Origin of the sequence: Micromonospora sp. CA-259024 (assembly GCF_050936255.1) — a bacterium.
GTDB lineage: Bacteria > Actinomycetota > Actinomycetes > Mycobacteriales > Micromonosporaceae > Micromonospora.
Genome location: NZ_JBNJND010000001.1, coordinates 4231143 through 4248241 on the forward strand (window position 1 = coordinate 4231143; position 17099 = coordinate 4248241).

At 71.7% G+C, this 17099-nt stretch carries 16 protein-coding genes; 8 read left to right on the forward strand and 8 right to left on the reverse strand.

Going from position 1 to position 17099, the window contains the following annotated elements; translation table 11 throughout:
- Positions 1-28: 28 nt before the first annotated feature.
- The 4 genes from ACQEUX_RS18725 to ACQEUX_RS18740 form a co-directional block, all read right to left on the reverse strand.
- Positions 29-988, reverse strand: coding sequence for a VWA domain-containing protein (locus ACQEUX_RS18725; protein WP_433049165.1), 960 nt, complete (start codon positions 986-988; stop codon positions 29-31).
- Entirely contained in the window at positions 985-1980 is a 996-nt protein-coding gene (locus ACQEUX_RS18730) for a DUF58 domain-containing protein (RefSeq protein ID WP_433049972.1), read from the reverse strand. Before ACQEUX_RS18730 ends, ACQEUX_RS18725 begins: the two co-directional genes overlap by 4 nt.
- A gap of 26 nt (positions 1981-2006) precedes the next feature.
- Positions 2007-3056, reverse strand: coding sequence for an AAA family ATPase (locus ACQEUX_RS18735; RefSeq protein WP_433049168.1), 1050 nt, complete (start codon positions 3054-3056; stop codon positions 2007-2009).
- Positions 3057-3426: 370 nt separating this feature from the next.
- A complete protein-coding gene (locus ACQEUX_RS18740) occupies positions 3427-3930 on the reverse strand; it encodes a hypothetical protein (protein WP_433049171.1) in 504 nt (167 codons plus the stop codon).
- 408 nt (positions 3931-4338) lie between these two features.
- Here ACQEUX_RS18740 and ACQEUX_RS18745 point away from each other — a divergent pair, with 408 nt between their 5' ends.
- Entirely contained in the window at positions 4339-5277 is a 939-nt protein-coding gene (locus ACQEUX_RS18745) for an endonuclease/exonuclease/phosphatase family protein (protein WP_433049975.1), read from the forward strand.
- Between the two features lie 175 nt (positions 5278-5452).
- Here ACQEUX_RS18745 and cimA read toward each other — a convergent pair whose 3' ends face one another.
- Positions 5453-7036 (reverse strand): citramalate synthase, encoded by a 1584-nt coding sequence (gene cimA / locus ACQEUX_RS18750; protein ID WP_433049174.1) that lies wholly within the window; start codon positions 7034-7036, stop codon positions 5453-5455.
- Between the two features lie 316 nt (positions 7037-7352).
- Here cimA and ACQEUX_RS18755 point away from each other — a divergent pair, with 316 nt between their 5' ends.
- The 4 genes from ACQEUX_RS18755 to ACQEUX_RS18770 all read left to right on the forward strand — a co-directional run bounded on the left by ACQEUX_RS18755 (position 7353) and on the right by ACQEUX_RS18770 (position 9930).
- Positions 7353-7913: a peroxiredoxin gene (locus tag ACQEUX_RS18755; RefSeq protein ID WP_425687087.1), complete on the forward strand. Its 561-nt coding sequence runs from the start codon at positions 7353-7355 to the stop codon at positions 7911-7913.
- A 2-nt stretch (positions 7914-7915) separates the two neighbouring features.
- A complete protein-coding gene (locus ACQEUX_RS18760; protein WP_433049178.1) occupies positions 7916-8446 on the forward strand; it encodes a carboxymuconolactone decarboxylase family protein in 531 nt (176 codons plus the stop codon).
- A 210-nt stretch (positions 8447-8656) separates the two neighbouring features.
- Positions 8657-9115, forward strand: a complete 459-nt coding sequence (locus tag ACQEUX_RS18765; protein ID WP_433049181.1) for a PRC-barrel domain containing protein — start codon at positions 8657-8659, stop codon at positions 9113-9115.
- A gap of 56 nt (positions 9116-9171) precedes the next feature.
- A complete protein-coding gene (locus tag ACQEUX_RS18770; RefSeq protein WP_433049184.1) occupies positions 9172-9930 on the forward strand; it encodes a tyrosine-protein phosphatase in 759 nt (252 codons plus the stop codon).
- 94 nt (positions 9931-10024) lie between these two features.
- Here the strand turns inward: ACQEUX_RS18770 and ACQEUX_RS18775 are convergent, their stop codons facing one another.
- Both ACQEUX_RS18775 and ACQEUX_RS18780 read right to left on the reverse strand, forming a co-directional pair.
- Positions 10025-11122, reverse strand: a complete 1098-nt coding sequence (locus ACQEUX_RS18775; RefSeq protein ID WP_433049186.1) for a branched-chain amino acid aminotransferase — start codon at positions 11120-11122, stop codon at positions 10025-10027.
- Positions 11123-11282: 160 nt separating this feature from the next.
- Positions 11283-12314, reverse strand: coding sequence for a 3-isopropylmalate dehydrogenase (locus tag ACQEUX_RS18780; protein WP_433049189.1), 1032 nt, complete (start codon positions 12312-12314; stop codon positions 11283-11285).
- A 226-nt stretch (positions 12315-12540) separates the two neighbouring features.
- On the opposite strand from ACQEUX_RS18780, the gene ACQEUX_RS18785 reads away from it, so the two are divergent.
- Both ACQEUX_RS18785 and ACQEUX_RS18790 read left to right on the forward strand, forming a co-directional pair.
- On the forward strand, positions 12541-13383 hold the full coding sequence (locus ACQEUX_RS18785; protein ID WP_433049192.1) for an FAD:protein FMN transferase: 843 nt from the start codon (positions 12541-12543) through the stop codon (positions 13381-13383).
- A 411-nt stretch (positions 13384-13794) separates the two neighbouring features.
- On the forward strand, positions 13795-14151 hold the full coding sequence (locus ACQEUX_RS18790) for a hypothetical protein (RefSeq protein WP_030337238.1): 357 nt from the start codon (positions 13795-13797) through the stop codon (positions 14149-14151).
- Between the two features lie 76 nt (positions 14152-14227).
- Here the strand turns inward: ACQEUX_RS18790 and serA are convergent, their stop codons facing one another.
- On the reverse strand, positions 14228-15826 hold the full coding sequence (serA, locus tag ACQEUX_RS18795; protein WP_433049197.1) for a phosphoglycerate dehydrogenase: 1599 nt from the start codon (positions 15824-15826) through the stop codon (positions 14228-14230).
- Positions 15827-16091: 265 nt separating this feature from the next.
- Between serA and ACQEUX_RS18800 the strand changes: the two genes are divergently transcribed.
- Positions 16092-17096 (forward strand): hypothetical protein, encoded by a 1005-nt coding sequence (locus ACQEUX_RS18800; RefSeq protein ID WP_433049199.1) that lies wholly within the window; start codon positions 16092-16094, stop codon positions 17094-17096.
- Positions 17097-17099: the final 3 nt, after the last annotated feature.

The following is a 17099-nucleotide window of genomic DNA, read 5'->3' on the forward strand; positions in this document are numbered from 1 at the left end:
CCTCACGGTCGACGTCGGTTGGCGGCGGTCAGGGCAGCCGGGAGAACCAGCGCATCGAGCCGGCGGCGGCACCCATCGCGAACACCAGTCCGAGGCCGATGAACCGGGCCGAGATGTCCTGCCGCTCGGTGCGGTAGCCGACCGAGCTGCCGATGTCGTCGTAGACGGCACGCAGTTCGTCGGTGGTGCTGGCCTCGTGGAACATCCCGCCGGTCTCCTCGGCGACCGCCTTGAGGGTCTGCCCGTCGACCGGCACCTGGATGGGCCGTCCACCCCGGTCCACGAACCCGGACGGTGTACCGAAGGAGATGGCGTGCACCGGCACCTCCGCCGTCACCGCCTCCGCCGCCGCCTCCATCGGGTCCATTCCGGAGGTGTTGGCGCCGTCGGAGAGCAGGATGATCCGAGCCGGCGGTGTCTCCTTCGCCGCCTCGCTGTCCAGGCTCTTGACCGCGCCGAGCGACGTGCTGATGGCCTCGCCGATCGCGGTGCCCTGCACTCCGGTGATCCCCTCGGCGAGCCGGCCGATCCCCTCCTCGAGGGCGTCCCGGTCGGTGCCCGGCGGCACCAGCACGGCCGCGCTGCCGGCGAAGGCGACGAGACCCACGTTGAACTCGTCGGGCAGGCCGTCGACGAAGCGCCGGGCCGCCTGCTTGGCGGCGGCCAACCGGTCCGGTTCCACGTCGGTGGCGAGCATCGACGTGGACACGTCCACCGCCACCATCACCGTGGCGCGTTCCCGGGGCACCCGGACCTCGGCGCTGGGACGGGCGAAGCCGACCACGAGCAGCGCCAGCATGGCCAGGAAGAGCCCGGCCGGGACGTGCCGACGCCAGGCGGGCCGTTCGGGCGCCACCCGGTCCAGCAGCCGCAGGTTGGTGAAGCGGACCGCGTACCGGCTGCGTCCGCGCTGCATCACCAGGTACGCGACGACCAGGGCGAGCACGCCGAGCAGCAGCCAGAGTCGCAGCGGCGACTCCCAGATCACGCGGCACCTCCCCGGTGGTGGCCGGCCGGCGCGGCGGCCAGTCGACGCTGGGCGTGCACGTGCCGGACGATGTCCGCGCTCCAGTCCCCGTCGGTGCGCAGCGCCAGGTGGGTGGCTCCACTGCGTCGCAACGCCTGGTGGACCTGATCGCGCTGGGCGGCGGCGGCCTCGGCGTACCGCTCGCGCAGCCGACGGTCCGATGTGCACACCTCACGACGGCGCCCGGTCTCCGGGTCGACGAGCGTGATCAGGCCGACGTCCGGCAGCTCCAGCTCACGCGGATCGGTGACCTCGATCGCCAGCACCTGGTGCCGGACGGCCAGCCGGCGCAGGGTCTGCTCCCAGGGCGCCCGCTGGTCGGGATCGTCGGGCAGTCCGTCGAGGAAGTCGGAGACCACCACGACCAACCCACGCCGGTTGGCGACGCGGTGCAGCGAGTCGAGCCCGTCCGCCAGATCCGGAGGTCCGGAGGTGGGCTCGCGCCCCGGCCGATCGCCGGGGGCGGCGGCGCGCGGGGCGGCGAGCAGCGCACGGAGCAGAGAAAGCAGATGGGTACGCCCACTGCGGGCCGGGAAGCGGCGTACCCCGTCGGCACGCAGCACCTGGGCACCGAGGCGGTTGCCGACGCCCGCGGTCAGGAAGCCGACCGCCGCGACGGCGGCCACCGCCAACTCCCGCTTGTCCAACTCGGCGGTGCCGAACTCCATGCTGGCGCTGCCGTCGACCAGCAGCCAGGTGGTCAGTTCCCGGTCGGCGTCGACCTGCCGGACGTGCGGCACGGCGGTACGGGCCGTCACCGCCCAGTCCATCCGACGGACCTCGTCCTCGCCCGGCCGGTATTCGCGGCTGCCGGCGGGTTCAGAGCCCGGGCCGGGCAGCAGACCGCGGTACTGGCCGTGCAGCAGGCCGTTCAGTCGGCGCGTGACGGTCAGCTCCAGGCGGCGCAGCCGCTGGTCCGGCGCCAGTTCGGCCAGGCCGGGGTCGGCTGGCACGGCGGCCGGCGCGACGTTCGCGCGTCTCATGCCGCCGCCAGATCGGGCGCCTGCAGCGGGTGTCCGCTGGCCAGTCGAGGTGGTGGCACCGCCTCGACCAGTCGGCGCACCACGCTCTCGGCCGACACCCCGTCGGCCACCGCGTCGAAGGAGAGCACCAACCGGTGAGCGAGGACGTCGACGGCGAGTTCACGGATGTCCTCGGGCAGCACGTACTCCCGCCCGCGCAGCAGAGCCTGCGCCCGGGCGGCCGCGACCAGGCCCAGCGTGGCTCGTGGGCTCGCCCCGTACGCCAGCAGTGGGGCGATCTCGGGCAACCCGAACCGGCCCGGGTCACGGGTGGCGAGGATCAGCCGCACCACGTACTCGGCCAGGGCGTGATGCACGAAGACCTTCTCGGCGTGGGTCTGGAGGTCCCGCAGCCGTTGCGCGTCGAGCACCCGGCGCGGGCTCGGCCGGTCGGTGCTCATCCGGTAGAGGATCGCCAGTTCGTCGGCGTCGCTGGGGTAGTCGACCACCACCTTCATCAGGAACCGGTCGCGCTGCGCCTCCGGGAGCTGATAGACCCCCTCGGACTCGATCGGGTTCTGGGTGGCCAGCACCAGGAAGGGCTCCGGGACCGGCCAGCTGCGCCCGCCGATGGAGACCTGCCGTTCGGCCATCGCCTCCAGCAGCGCCGACTGGACCTTGGCCGGGGCGCGGTTGATCTCGTCGGCCAGCACCAGGTTTGCCATGATCGGGCCCAGCTCGATGTCGAAGGTCTCCTTGGAGGCCCGGTAGATCCGGGTACCGACGATGTCGGAGGGGACCAGATCCGGCGTGAACTGGATCCGCGAGAAGGTGCCGCCGACCACGGTGGCGAGGGTCTGCGCGGCCAGCGTCTTCGCCACGCCGGGGACCCCCTCCAGGAGGCAGTGCCCGTTGGCGACCAGGGCGATGAGCAGGCGTTCGACGAGGCGATCCTGCCCGACGATCACGCGTTTGACCTCGAAGAGGGTCTGTTCCAGCTCGACGCCGGTCGGCTCGGGATCGACCGAGCTGGGCATGCTGGCCAGGGTGTCCGAGATGTCCGTCACGGTGCTTGCTTCCCGGGCAGGTGCCCGGCAAACGTCGGATTATGCGGCCCGGACCGGCCCGGAGCGGCCCGAACGGGGATGAGCCGCGCGGAAGGGTGACGACCGGTACGAGCTGGCCGAGGAACACCGAAGCGACCCGCGACGGCCCCAGAGGAGCACGACCGGCACGAGACGACCGAGGACGGCTGATCGGTTCGGTCTTGTGGAAACCGGGGGTGTTCATGCGCCTGGGACACCCCGACTTCCAGGAAGCCGAGTGGGTCCGGACCGGGAACTCGGGCTGGCCGAGGTCCGACCAGCGGGCCGGACTGCGGCGGGCGGACAGGGTTCGGCCCCCGCGCACGGGGCGCGGGGGCCGGACGTCGTTCGGTCAGGCGAGGTGGACGACCAGGTGGAAGCCCAGGTCGGTCGCTGTGCCAGCCGAGTTACGGGTCTGCACGAAGACCGCGTTGGGCGTGCCGAGCCGGGGCGCGACCGAGATCTCGCCGGCCGGCGGGATGCAGCAGGCGTCACCCCGGCCGATGGTGGCCACGAAAACGCCGGACGTGACGATGTGACCGAACTGGATTTCGTACTGGCCGACACCCCACTTGATCACGGTGCCGACGCCGCGTGCCTTGGTGCCGTTGGAGTTGACGACGACGATGCTGGTGGTGGCGACGAGCGTCGAGTTGGCGTTCAGCGCCGCCTTCGCCTTGCGTGCCGACTCGGCCGTGACCGGCGGCTGGGCGTTCGTGCCGCGTGCCGCCGGCTGGGCGGCGTCCGGCGGTGCCTTCGCGGACGGCTGGGCGGCAGCGATGCCCCCACCGGCCAGACTGAGCGCCAGGACGGCGAACGTGACCGCTGCCGCCTTGCGTCGGAAGAATGTGCTCATGACAGGTCCCCCTTGTGTGACCGTGCGAATTCGGCCGACCCGCGGGGCGGGACGGATGACTGCCCATAAATAGGCGGACGCCGACAATGAGGCGGGAGGAAGCCCACTCACTCACACCTAGTGAGGTTGATTTCTCAACGATCTGCATCCCGCGTCTGAGCTGGGATTACTACTCAGAGTGGCGTCGTTTGAGCCAGATGGAACGTAGCATCGTAAAAAGCCGTGCGTCAATAGTTGATCTCACTTTGTCGAGCTGTCAATCAGCCGTCAGACAATTATGAAAGGTGAGCGCATCACCATTCATAAAATGGCTGCGGCGCACCCACTAGGATCAACGTCATGACCGTCGACGCTCCGTCCACGCCAACGCCCGCGCGGTCGCGGCAACGAACGGCTCGGCTCGCCACGATGCTCTGCTGGCTGACGGTCGTACCGACAGCCCTCTGGGCCGCCGTCCGACTGGTCGGCCTGGACCGAGGGCCGCTCGTGCAGGCGCTCGCCTTCACGCCGTACGTCGCGGGCGCCAGCGTGCTGGTCCTGGCCCTCACCCTCGCCCTGCGGCGCTGGTGGCCGGCGGCGCTCGCGGCCGTCGCGGCGGTGACGTTGCTCGGCGGCGTCGCACCCCGAGCGCTGGCCGCCCCGCAGCCGGCGGCGGCCGGACCCGCCGTGCGGCTGCTCACCGCCAACCTGCTCGCCGGCTCCGGCGACGCGAGGACGCTGGTCGAGCTGGTCCGGCGGCACAAGGTGGACGTGCTCACCGTGCAGGAGTTCACGCCGGACGCGCAGGCCGCCCTGGATCAGCTCGGCCTCGACCGGCTGCTGCCCCACCGGCAGCTCAACCCGGAGATCGGCACACCCGGCTCCGGGCTCTACTCGCGGTGGCCGGTCACCGACGTCGGCCTCCGGCGCAACCTCGACGGCTGGGGCTTCACCCAGGCGTACGGCACGCTGGCCGTGCCCGGCGCACCACCGGTCCGCGTCGAGTCGGCCCACCCCTCGGCGCCGTACGCCGTGGACCAGGTCGGCGCGTGGCGTGCGGACCTGTCCGCCCAACCACCGGCCACCCCGGACGGTGGCCTGCGGATCCTCGCCGGGGACTTCAACGCCACCCTCGACCACAGCCCACTGAGGGCCCTGCTGGACACCGGTTACGTCGACGCCGCCGACGCCGTCGGGAAGGGGTTGACCGGCACCTGGGGCCCGTACGACGGCGACCTCATCCCACCGGTCACCATCGATCACGTGCTGGTCGACCGGCGCATCGCGGTCCGCTCGGTAGAGGTGCTCGACCTACCCGGCAGCGACCACCGCCCCGTCCTGGCCACCCTAACCCTCCCAACCCCCTAAACCCCCGCCCCGCCCCCACCCCTCCCCGCCCCGCCCCGCCCCCTCCCAGTCCCGCCGATCTTGCACTTACTGCCCTGGCATCAGCGACAAAAGCCGCAGACCGGCGACACAAAGTGCAAGATCGCGAGGGTGGGGGGTGGGGCGAGGCGGGGCGGGGGTGGGGGTGGGGTGGGGGTTAGACGGGGGTGGGGGCTAGGCCGTAGGTGAGGGCGTCGACGAGGGCGTGCCAGCTGGCTTCGACCACGTTGGGGTGCACGCCCACGGTGGTCCAGTCCCGGCCGGCACCGTCAGCGGTCTCCAAGAGCACTCGGGTCACCGCGCCGGTGCCGTGGCTGCCTTCCAGGATGCGCACCTTGTAGTCGGCCAGCTCGAAGTCGCGCAGCTGCGGGTAGTGCCGGGCCAGCCCCACCCGTAGCGCCTCGTCGAGCGCGTTGACCGGGCCGTTGCCCTCGGCGGTGGCGATCACCCGCTCACCGCGTACCCGAATCTTGACGGTCGCCTCGGAGACCACCGCGCCGTCCTCGCGGTGCTCGACCAACACCCGGTACGACTCCAGGTTGAACGGTCGGGCCGGGCCGCCCTCCGGCAACTCGGAGCGGACCAGCAGTTCGAAGGAGGCGTCGGCGGCCTCGAAGGACCAGCCGCCGGCCTCCAGTTCCTTGACCCGCTTGGTGACCCGGGTCAACGCCTCCGGACGGCCGGCCAGGTCCAGGCCGAGCTCACGACTCTTGAGCTCGACGCTGGCCCGGCCGGCCATCTCGGTTACCAGGATCCGCATGTCGTTGCCCACCACCGACGGGTCCACGTGGTTGTAGAGCAACGGGTCCACCTTGATCGCGCTCGCGTGCAGCCCCGCCTTGTGAGCGAAGGCAGCGGCCCCGGCATACGCCTGGTGGGTGTCGGGGGCGATGTTGGCGATCTCGGCGATGGCGTGCGAGACCCGCACCATCTGCGCCAGGCAGCCATCCGGTAGGACGGGCATCCCCAGCTTGAGTTGAAGATTGGCGACGACCGCGAAGATGTCGGCGTTGCCGGGGCGCTCGCCGTACCCGTTGGCAGTGCCCTGGACGTGGCGGACGCCCGCCTCCACGGCGGCGATCGTGTTGGCCACCGCGCAGGAGGTGTCGTTCTGCGCGTGCATGCCGAGCAGCCCGGCGTCGATCCCCAGCCTGTTGGTCAGGTCGACGATCACGGCGGTCACCTGGGACGGCAGCATGCCGCCGTTGGTGTCGCAGAGCACCATCCGCTCGGCGCCGGCGGCCAGCGCGGTCTGGACCACGGACGCGCCGTACGCGGGGTCGTGCCGGTAGCCGTCGAAGAAGTGTTCGCCGTCAACGAAGACCCGTCGGCCCTCACGGACGAGGTGGCTGACGGTGTCGTGGATCATCGCCAGGTTCTCCGCGCCGGTGGTGCGCAACGCGCGCTCGACGTGCCGGGTGTCGGCCTTGGCGACCAGCGCCACTGCCGGGGTCTGCGCGTCCAGCAGGGCGCGCACCTGGGGGTCGTCGGCGACCGCTACACCGGCCTTGCGGGTGGCGCCGAACGCGACGAGGACGGCGTGCCGCAGGTCCAGTTCCGTGCGTGCCCGGCGGAAGAACTCCGTGTCCTTGGGCACCGCGCCCGGCCAGCCGCCCTCGATGAAGCCGACACCGAACTCGTCGAGCAACCGGGCCACCGCGAGCTTGTCGACCACCGAGTAGGTGAGCCCCTCGCGCTGGGCGCCGTCGCGCAACGTCGTGTCGTAGACCTGGAACGTCATCAGGATCCTTTCTCGGAGCAACAAAAAGACCTCCCGCGGATGCGGGAGGTCTGCGCGCTCGGCGGAGGGGAGGGCCGGCGCGCTAGGTCGCAATAATCAGGACGGTGCTGGTCACGATCGCCACTCTGCCACCGCTCCCCTGAATGTGGGAGGAACAATCCACATAGCGGGACGGTGACGGAGGGTAGAAGGCCCCGGACCGGCCGCTCGTGATCGGCTTCACAAGTCTCCAGGCCGCCCACCGGCGGGAACCGCAGTACGGAAGCATCTGGAACGGATCCAGTTACGGCCACCGTGCCGCCTACAAGGAGGACCTGTGCTCACTGTCGGTGACCGCTTCCCTGAGTACGAACTCACCGCCTGCGTATCGCTGGACGCCAACAAGGCGTTCGAGACGATCAACCACAAGTCCCACGAGGGCAAGTGGCGGGTGGTCTTCTTCTGGCCGAAGGACTTCACCTTCATCTGCCCGACGGAGATCGCCGAGTTCGGTCGACTCAACGGCGAATTCGCCGACCGCGATGCACAGGTCCTCGGGGCGTCCGTGGACAACGAGTTCGTCCACTACGCGTGGCGCAAGGACCACCCCGACCTCCGGGAGCTGCCGTTCCCGATGCTCAGCGACATCAAGCGCGAGCTGTCCGCCGCCTGCGGCGTACTCGGCGAGGACGGCGTGGCCCAGCGGGCCACCTTCATCGTCGACCCGAACAACGAGATCCAGTTCGCCATGGTCACCGCCGGCTCCGTCGGCCGCAACGTCTCCGAGGTGCTGCGGGTGCTCGACGCGCTGCAGACCGACGAGCTCTGCCCGTGCAACTGGAACAAGGGTGGCGAGACCCTCGACGCCAACGCGCTCCTCGCCGCCGCCGGGGTCTGACCATGGGTCTGGACGCGATCAAGGCGGCCCTGCCCGAGTACGCCAAGGACATCAAGCTCAACCTGGGCTCCACCGTCGGCACCTCCACACTGACCCCGGTGCAGACCTGGGGCACCGCGCTGGCCTGCGCGGTGGCCGCCCGCAACCCGGTGGTGCTGCGGGAGATCGCGGCCGAGGCGCTCGGGCACCTCGGGCCGGAGGGTGTCGAGGCGGCCAAGGGCGCCGCGGCGATCATGGCGATGAACAACATCTACTACCGGGCCAAGCACCTCATCGGCGACGAGCAGTACGCCTCGATGCCAGCCCGGCTGCGGATGCAGATCATCGCGAGGCCCGGTGTGGACAAGGGCGACTTCGAGCTGTGGTGCCTCGCCGTGTCGGCCATCACCGGCTGCGGCGTCTGCCTGGAGTCGCACGAGAAGGCGCTGCGCGGCAGCGGCTTCACCCGGGAGCAGGTGCACGAGGCCCTGCGGATCTCCGCCGTGGTGCACGCCGCGGCGGTCACCCTGGACGCCGAGGCTGCGCTGGCCTGAGCACGTACGCCCCGACGGGCCGATGTCGCACCCGCGGCGTCGGCCCGTCGCCGCACCGCGGCCTCAGCCTCTCGCCGCACCGCGGCCTCAACCTCTCGCCGCACCGCGGCCTCAGCCTCTCGCCGTTTCCGGACCCCGAAGGCCGGGTAGCTCCTGCGGGGACGCACCCACCGACGCCGAGACGATCGGCGACAGTCAGGAGTGAACGGCATGGACAGGATCGATCCGCACGCCACTCACGCCGGGCCGGACCCGCTGCGCGGCGGCGACCAGGGCACGGTGCCCGGCGGCGCGCCGGCCGGCGCGTTCGACCCCTGGCGCTACCGGGACCAGGCCGGGGTGGCCGACGCCGACCTGGTCGGCTACAAGGTCGAGGCGACCGACGGTGGAATCGGCAAGATCGACAGCGCGAGCCACGAGGTGGATGGCAGCTACCTCGTCGTGGACACCGGCCCATGGATCTTCGGCAAGAAGGTGATGCTGCCGGCCGGCACGGTCAACCAGGTCGACCACGACCAGCGCACCGTCTCCGTCGACCGGACCAGGGACCAGATCAAGGCCGCCCCGGAGTACGACGAGAGCAGCCACAGCGACCCGAGCTACCGGGATCGGCTGGGCGGTTACTACGACGAGACGTACGGGGCGCTGCCGCCCGGAACGGCACGGTAACTGTTTCGGCCCCACGGCCGGTGGGGCGCGGCCGCACCGGCCGTTACCGTGTGACCGTGGACGCCATCGACGACAACCGCCAGATCTCGCTGCCCGCCACCTTCAACTTCCGCGACGTCGGGGGCTACCTCGGCGACGGTGGCCGCACCGTACGCCATGGTCGGCTCTACCGCTCCGACTCGCTGCACCGCCTCACCGAGCAGGACCAGGGCGCGTTCGCCGCGATCGGTATCCGCACCGTCATCGACCTGCGCCGCCCCACCGAGGTGGAGCGGGACGGCCGGGTGCCGGCGTACCAGGGACTGACCTACCGGCACATCCACCCCGAGCACGCCGACTGGGCGGGTGTGCCGCACGAGGAGGGCGCCAGCCTGGCCCGGTACCTCGCGGACCGTTACGCCGACCTGGCGCAGACCGGCACCGCGGGGCTGGCCGAGGCGATCGGGTTGATCGCGGACTCCGCCAACGCCCCCGTGGTGGTGCACTGCGTCGCGGGCAAGGACCGCACCGGCATCGTCTGCGCGTTGACCCTCGCCGTGCTCGGCGTCGACGACGCGGACATCGCTGCCGACTACGCGCTGAGCACCGAGGCGTCGGCCCGGTACAGCGCCTGGTTGGCCGCCACCGACCCGGACGTCGTGGCCGACGTGCCGGCACCGTTCCTGGCCTCGCCCGCCGAGGCGATGCAGATCTTCCTGAACGAGCTGCGCGAGGGGCACGGCTCGATCGAGGATTACCTGCGGCACGCGGGGGTGACCGACGAGCAACTCGCCGCACTCCGCGACCACCTGCTCGACGAGCCCACCGCGGCGTAGGCCGTCGAGGTTCACGCCGCCGAGGGGTTCGAGCCGCGCTGCTGGCCCGACTGCGCCGGCCCGTCCGTCCAGACGGGCCGGCGAGAGACGGATGTCAGAAGACCCGCTGCACCCAGCCGTGCGCGTCGTCGGCCTTGCCACGCTGGATGTCGACCAACTGCTGACGCAGCGCCATGGTGACCCGGCCGGGCTCGCCGCCGCCGATCAGGAACTCGCCGTCCGGGAAGCGGACCCCACCGATCGGGGTGACCACCGCGGCGGTGCCGCAGGCGAACACCTCCCGGAGACGACCGCTGGCAGCGTCGGCCTGCCAGTCGGCGAAGCTGACCGGCCGCTCCTCGACCCGATGCCCGGCGGCCCCGGCCAGCGTCAGGACGGCGTCACGGGTGATGCCCGGCAGGATCGTGCCGGTCAGCGGTGGGGTGACCACCGTGTCGTCGTCGTAGACGAAGAAGACGTTCATGCCGCCCAACTCGTCGACGAACCGGCGTTCCACCGCGTCCAGGAAGACGACCTGGTCGCAGCCGGCCTCGATGGCCTCCGCCTGGGCCGCCAGCGAGGCGGCGTAGTTGCCCCCGCACTTGGCCGCGCCGGTGCCGCCGGGCGCGGCGCGGGTGTAGTCCGGAGAGACCCAGACGGTGACCGGCTTGACCCCACCGGTGAAGTACGCCCCGACCGGCGAGGCGATCACCATGTAGAGGTACTCGTTGGCCGGACGGACGCCGAGGAAGACCTCGCTGGCGAACATGAACGGCCGCAGGTAGAGGCTGCCGTCCTCGCCGGTGGGGATCCACTCCCGGTCGATCTCGATGAGCTTGTGCAGCGAGTCGACGAAGACCTCGGGCGGCAGCACCGGCATCGCCATCCGCTGCGCCGAGGTGGCGAAGCGCGCCGCGTTGGCGTCCGGCCGGAACATCGTCACGCCACCGTCGGCGGTCCGGTACGCCTTCAGCCCTTCGAAGATCTCCTGCGCGTAGTGCAGCACCGCGCTGGCCGGGTCCATCGGGATGGGCGCGCGCGCCTCCACCCGGGCGTCGTACCAACCCTTGCCGTCGGCGTAGCGGACGGTGACCATGTGGTCGGTGAAGACGCGGCCGAACCCGGGGTTGGCCAGCAGGGCGGCCCGATCGGCGGCGGATACCGGCGCGGGATTCGGACGGATCTCGAAGTCGAGCTTGTCACCACCGCTCATCGCGCTGACCTCCCTGCGGGACAACGGCATGCGGGACCGCACACCGACATGGCTGTGCCAGAAACTTACCCCGAACGGTCGTTCAGCGGGTAGCGCCGCTCGGGCGGGACCGGGTGCCCGGCCAGGTCGATGCCCGGCCGGCGCACTCGGGCCGGGGCGGTCAGGCTACGGCGTGGGCGGCGAGCCGGTCGCCGACCTCTTCGGTACGCAGCGTCACACCGGGAGTCCGGCTGGCCAGCTCGGCGGCGACCGCCGCGTTGACCCGCGCCGCGACCTCGGTGTGCCCGAGCTGCTCCAGCAGCAGCGCGGCGGAGAGCACCGCGGCGACCGGGTCGGCGATGCCCTGCCCGGCGATGTCCGGTGCCGAGCCGTGCACGGGCTCGAACATCGAGGGGTAAGCCCCCTCGGGGTTGATGCAGCCGCTGGCGGCCAGGCCGATCCCGCCGGTGACGGCGGCGGCGATGTCGGTGAGGATGTCGCCGAAGAGATTGTCGGTGACCACCACGTCGTAGCGCTGCGGCTGGGTGACCAGGAACATGGCGGCCGCGTCGACGTGCTGGTACTCGGTGGCGACGTCCGGGTGCTCGGCGGCGACCGCGTCGAAGGCGCGCGCCCAGAGCGACCCGGCGTGGGTGAGGACGTTGGTCTTGTGCACCAGGGTGACCTTGCGCCGTTCCCGGCGATCGGCGCGGGCGAACGCATCGCGGATCACCCGCTCCACGCCGTGCCGGGTGTTCAGGCTCTCCTCGGTGGCGACCTCGGCGGGAGTGTCCCGGTGCAGTGAACCACCGGCCCCGGCATACAGCCCCTCGGTGCCCTCGCGCACCACCACGAGGTCGACCTCGCCCGGCTTCACGTTGCCCAGCGGGCCGGCGACCCCGGGCCAGAGCCGGGACGGGCGCAGGTTGACGTACTGGTCGAAGGCGAACCGGAGCTTGAGCAGCAGGCCTCGCTCGAGCACGCCCGGCGGCACCGTCGGGTCACCGACCGCGCCGAGCAGAATCGCGTCGTGCCCGGCCAGCTCGGTCAGCACCGAGTCGGGAAGCACCTCTCCGGTACGGTGCCAGCGGGCGGCGCCGAGGTCGTACTCGGTGGCCTGCACGCCGGGCAGCACCGCGTCGAGAACCTTGCGCGCCTGCGCGACCACCTCGGGCCCGATACCGTCTCCGGCCACCACCGCGATCCGCGCCACGACCGCACTCCCTCTGCTCAACGGTTCCGTCCGGGCAACGGTACGTCTCTGTCCCGCCTCCCGGTACGCGGGGTCCAGTATTTGGGAGACACGAATGCACAGCACCCTCTCAGCTGAGACTCATGAGGTGGTCATCTCCGCTGCCTAGCGTGGTGGTCAGTGGGTCACGGGGGCCTGCTGAACGGGGTCGCGACGGCGCGGCGCCAACTGCGAGGGGGTAGATGCCATGCGCATCGACGAGCAGCCGCGGACACGCTGGCCGGACCCGTCCGCGTTCCGCAACCGCCGGCCGGACCTTCGGCTCGGCAGCCGCCGGCACCGGGTCGACCCGGCCGGTGCCACCGAGGGCCGCATCGCGGTGCAGCACACCGTCCGCACCGCGACCGCCGAGTACACCCTCCTCCTCAACGCCCCCGAGTGGCTCGGCCGCCGGGGCGTGGGCGAGGCACTGCGGGACAGCGTCGCGGAGCTGCGGGCCATCGACCTCACCTACGGCCCCAACCGCCCGGAGAGCCTGGTCTCCCGGCTGCGTCGAGGCGAGATCAGCCCCGAGTCGTACCCCCCGCTCGCCGACCTGGTGGACCGCTGCGCGGCCATGCGCGCCGCCACCGACGGGTGGTTCGACGCCTGGGCGGTGCCCGGCGGCTTCGACCCGGGCGGTCTGCTCGGCGGTTGGGCGGTGGAGCGCGCCGCCGCGAGGCTGCGTGCCGCCGGCATCCACGACTATGCCGTGCTCACCGGCGCTGACCTGGTCGTCCGCGGTCGCGCACCGCACGGCGGGCCCTGGCGGGTCGCGGTGCACCACCCGACCGCACCGGAGCGCGCGCCGCTGGTGCTGGAGATGACCGCCGGCGCGGTCGGCACCTCCGGGGTGACCGGGCGGCAGGGGCACGTGGTCGACCCGCACACCGGCGAGACGGCCGGCCATCTCGTCGCCGCCACCGTCGTGGGCCCCGACCTCACGATCGCTGACGGCTACGCCACCGCGCTCTACGCCGCCGGCCCCACCGGCCTGGCGTGGTTCCGTGGTAACTCCGACTATCGCGCGCTCTTCGCCCACCGACGCTGAGCGGGACGTCGTCACACCGAGCCCGCCTCCCCGCGGCGCTCCAGCCCGATTCGCACCTCGGCCGTCCTCTGCCGGCGAACCCAGTCGTTCGCGGTGGTTGTCGGCCGGTCGGGCTGCGATCGGCCCCCACGATCTCGGCAACGACCGTGGGGGCCGGTCAGCGACGAGTGCGCGTGGCTCGCACAATCGAGGGGTGCGGACCGGTCGGGCCGGACGTCGACCGCGCCACCCGAAGACGGGCCGGCGCCTCGAACTCGGCCAGTGACCGCAGTGCGTACGCTAGCGAATCGACGCAACTCGACGCAAGAGTCTCCACAGCGGACCGTCGTGGCCGAAGTCGGCGGGATTCAGCGGTTGACCGGCGGCGAGGCAGTTTCGACATGGTGAACGGCGGATGGCACGCTATCCGCCGTGAGTTTCGATCTGAGCGTGTGGGCCCTGGAGGACGGGGCGACGCCCGAGGACGTGCGGACAGCGGTCGACGGTTGCCGGCAGGGGCGACACGTGGACCGTTACCCGGACCCGCGGGTGGTCAGCTTCTACCGGGCGATCACCGCCTCCTATCCGGACCGTCACCCCGGCCCGGACAGCCCGTGGGCCGTGGCGCCACTGCACGCCGCCCACGACCATGTCGAGCTGAACCTGCACCCGACCTGCGCGGACCAGGTGCTCCTGGACATCGAGCGGCTGGCCGGCGAACACGGGCTGATGCTCTTCGACCCACAGGACGGCTCGGTCTACCCGCCACCGGCCCGACTGCCCGGCTGACCCGACCAGCGCCGGTCAACGGGGGTACGACAAGGGGCCCAGCGGATCGCCGGGCCCCCATGGTGCGTGCCGTTGACTACTCGTCGCGCAGGTCGGCGGCGCTGGCCGCCGTGGCGCCGATCGAGTCGGCGGCCGAGGTGAGCAGGTCGGCGCCGAGCGCCTGGTCGACGGTGAGCGTCATCAGCGTCTCGCCGCCCGCCTCACGCCGAGCCACCTGCATGGCGGCGATGTTGATGCCCGACTCGCCGAGCAGGGTGCCGACCGTGCCGACGACGCCGGGCCGGTCGACGTAGCGCAGGAAGAGCAGGATGCCCTCCGCGCCGATCTCCACATCGAAGCCGTCCACCTCGGTCAGCTTGAGGACGTCCCGGGCACCGGTGTGGGTGATCGTGCCGGAGACGCTGACCGTCCGCCCGTCCGGCAGTGCGCCGCGTACCGTGACCAGGGTGGGCTGCTCGGCCGTCTCGGCCAGGGTCGCCAGGGCGACCTCGACACCCCGCTCCGCGGCCAGGTGCGGGGCGTTGACGTAGGTGACCTGCTCCTCGACCACGGAGCTGAACAGGCCCTTGGTGGCGGCGAGCTTGAGCACCGACACGTCGTGGCCGACGATCTCACCGCGCACCTCGACCGTGACGCTGGCGGCGACCCCGCCGGCGACCGCGGTGAACGCCCGGCCGAGCTTCTCCGCCAGCGGCAGCAGCGGCCGGACGTCCTCGGCGACCACGCCACCGGCCTGCACGTTGACCGCATCCGGGACGAACTCGCCCTGCAACGCCAGCTTGACGCTCCGGGCCACGGCGAGACCGGCCTTGTCCTGCGCCTCGTGGGTGGAGGCGCCCAGGTGCGGGGTGGCCACCACGTTGTCGAAGGCGAACAGCGGCGACGAGGTGCACGGCTCCTTGCTGTACACGTCGACACCGGCGCCGGCGACCCGCCCCTCGGCGATCGCGTCCGCGAGCGCCTGCTCGTCGACCAACCCACCACGGGCGGCGTTGACGATGCGCACGCCGGGCTTGACGATCGCCAGCTCCTTCTCACCGATCAGGCCCACCGTCTCCGGCGTCTTCGGCAGGTGGATGGAGATGAAGTCGCTCTCCCGCAGCAGCTCCTCCAGCCCGACCAGGCGGACGCCGAGCTGCGCCGCACGGGCCGGCTGGATGTACGGGTCGTACGCGATCAGCCGGGTGCCGAACGCGGCGATGCGCTGCGCGAAGAGCACCCCGATACGACCGAGCCCGACCACGCCGACGGTCTTGCCCTGCACCTCGACGCCGGTGTACTTCGACCGCTTCCACTCCCCCGCCTTGAGCGCGGAGCTGGCGCTCGCGGTGTTACGGGCGACCGCGAGCAGCAGCGCGACGGCCTGCTCGGCGGCGGAGACGATGTTGGAGGTGGGGGCGTTGACGACCATGACGCCCCGCGCGGTGGCGGCCGGCACCTCGACGTTGTCCAGCCCGACGCCCGCCCGGGCGACCACCTTGAGTCGCGGCGCGGCGGCGATCGCCTCGGCGTCGATCTGGGTCGCGCTGCGCACGATGACGGCGTCGGCCTCGGAGAGCGCCGAGAGCAGGGCCGGACGGTCGGTGCCGTCGACGTGCCGGACGTCGAAGTCGTGGGCGAGCACCTCGATGGCGGCGGGGGCGAGTTCTTCGGCGATCAGTACGACAGGATTCATCGGTCCTCGTAGAGGTCGTGTTTGCGATCGGCGCGGGCGGCCGGGCGCCGCACTGCGCCCTGCGCTGATCCGTGCCGTGGCCGTCAGGTGCCGGCTGCTGCACCTACCCGCGATCGTAGGGGCCTGGCTGGGCGGCGTGTTCCGGTCTGCGGGGTGAGGGCCCTCACACGCCCGGTCGAGCGACGGACATCGGCCGTTCACCGCACCGACACGGTTGCTCACGCCCACTACAACGGGAGACACACCCCTGCGGGAGGATCCGCCCTTGTTGCTCGCCGTGCGCGTCACGCTGCTCCGACAGCTGACCCGCATCGATCTGGCACGGTTCGGTCCGATGCTGGCCGAGGCGTTGGTCACCCGGTCCCAACAGGTGAAAATCCGACGCAGCTTCGCGTCCCGGCGCACCGCCGCCGCGGACGAGGCGGTCGCGCTCTACCGGCGGCTGGTCCAGGACCGGCCGGGCCGGTACGAGGTGGGGCTCGCACGGGCGCTCGTCGCGCAGGGTTCGATCCTCGACGACCGCACCGTCGAGTCCGCGCTCGCGCAGGGCCGGGAGGCGATCGGGTACGTCGAGAACGCGACCGACCGGGACGGGCTGGTTGTCCTGGCCGCAGCGCGGCTGATGGTGGCCGTTCGACTCTGCCCCGACGCTCCCCGGGACGCGCTGTCGCTCGCCGAGAAAGCCCAGGAGACGTGGTTACGGTGCGCCCCGCTCGACGCTCATGAGCAGGTTTCCGTGGCGCGGTCGCTCACCGTGCTCGGCTACTGCCGCGCGGTCCTGGACTCGCCGGTCGAGGCACGGGCCGCCCGAGAGGAGGCAGTCGAGATCTTTCGGCGCCTCTCCGGCTGGACAAGACGGAACTACTGGCACGTCCACTTCGAGGCGGTGGTAGGGCTGGCCGACTCCCTCGCCACCCAGGGACGGTGGGCCGAAGCCTTGGCGTTGGCAGCGGACGTCCGCGAGGAGTTGACCTTCGTTACCCGTTTGAGGCCACTGCGGGCCCGGCCGATCCTCGGCGGACTGTTGTTCGTGATCGCCAGGTGCCACGGGAGGCTCGGCGAACCGGAGGCGGCCGTGACGGCCTTCCGGGAGGCGGTCGGGCACTACCGCTGGCTGGCCGAGCACGATCCCATTCGGTACCGCGCCCTCCACCACCGAGTCGTCGTCGCGCTGCGCACCCAGGCCAGCCTCTTCAAGAGCCTCGGGCGGTACGAAGAGGCCGCCTGGGCAGCCGCCGAGGCCGAGGCCGAGGCCATCGACCACCGCTGACGC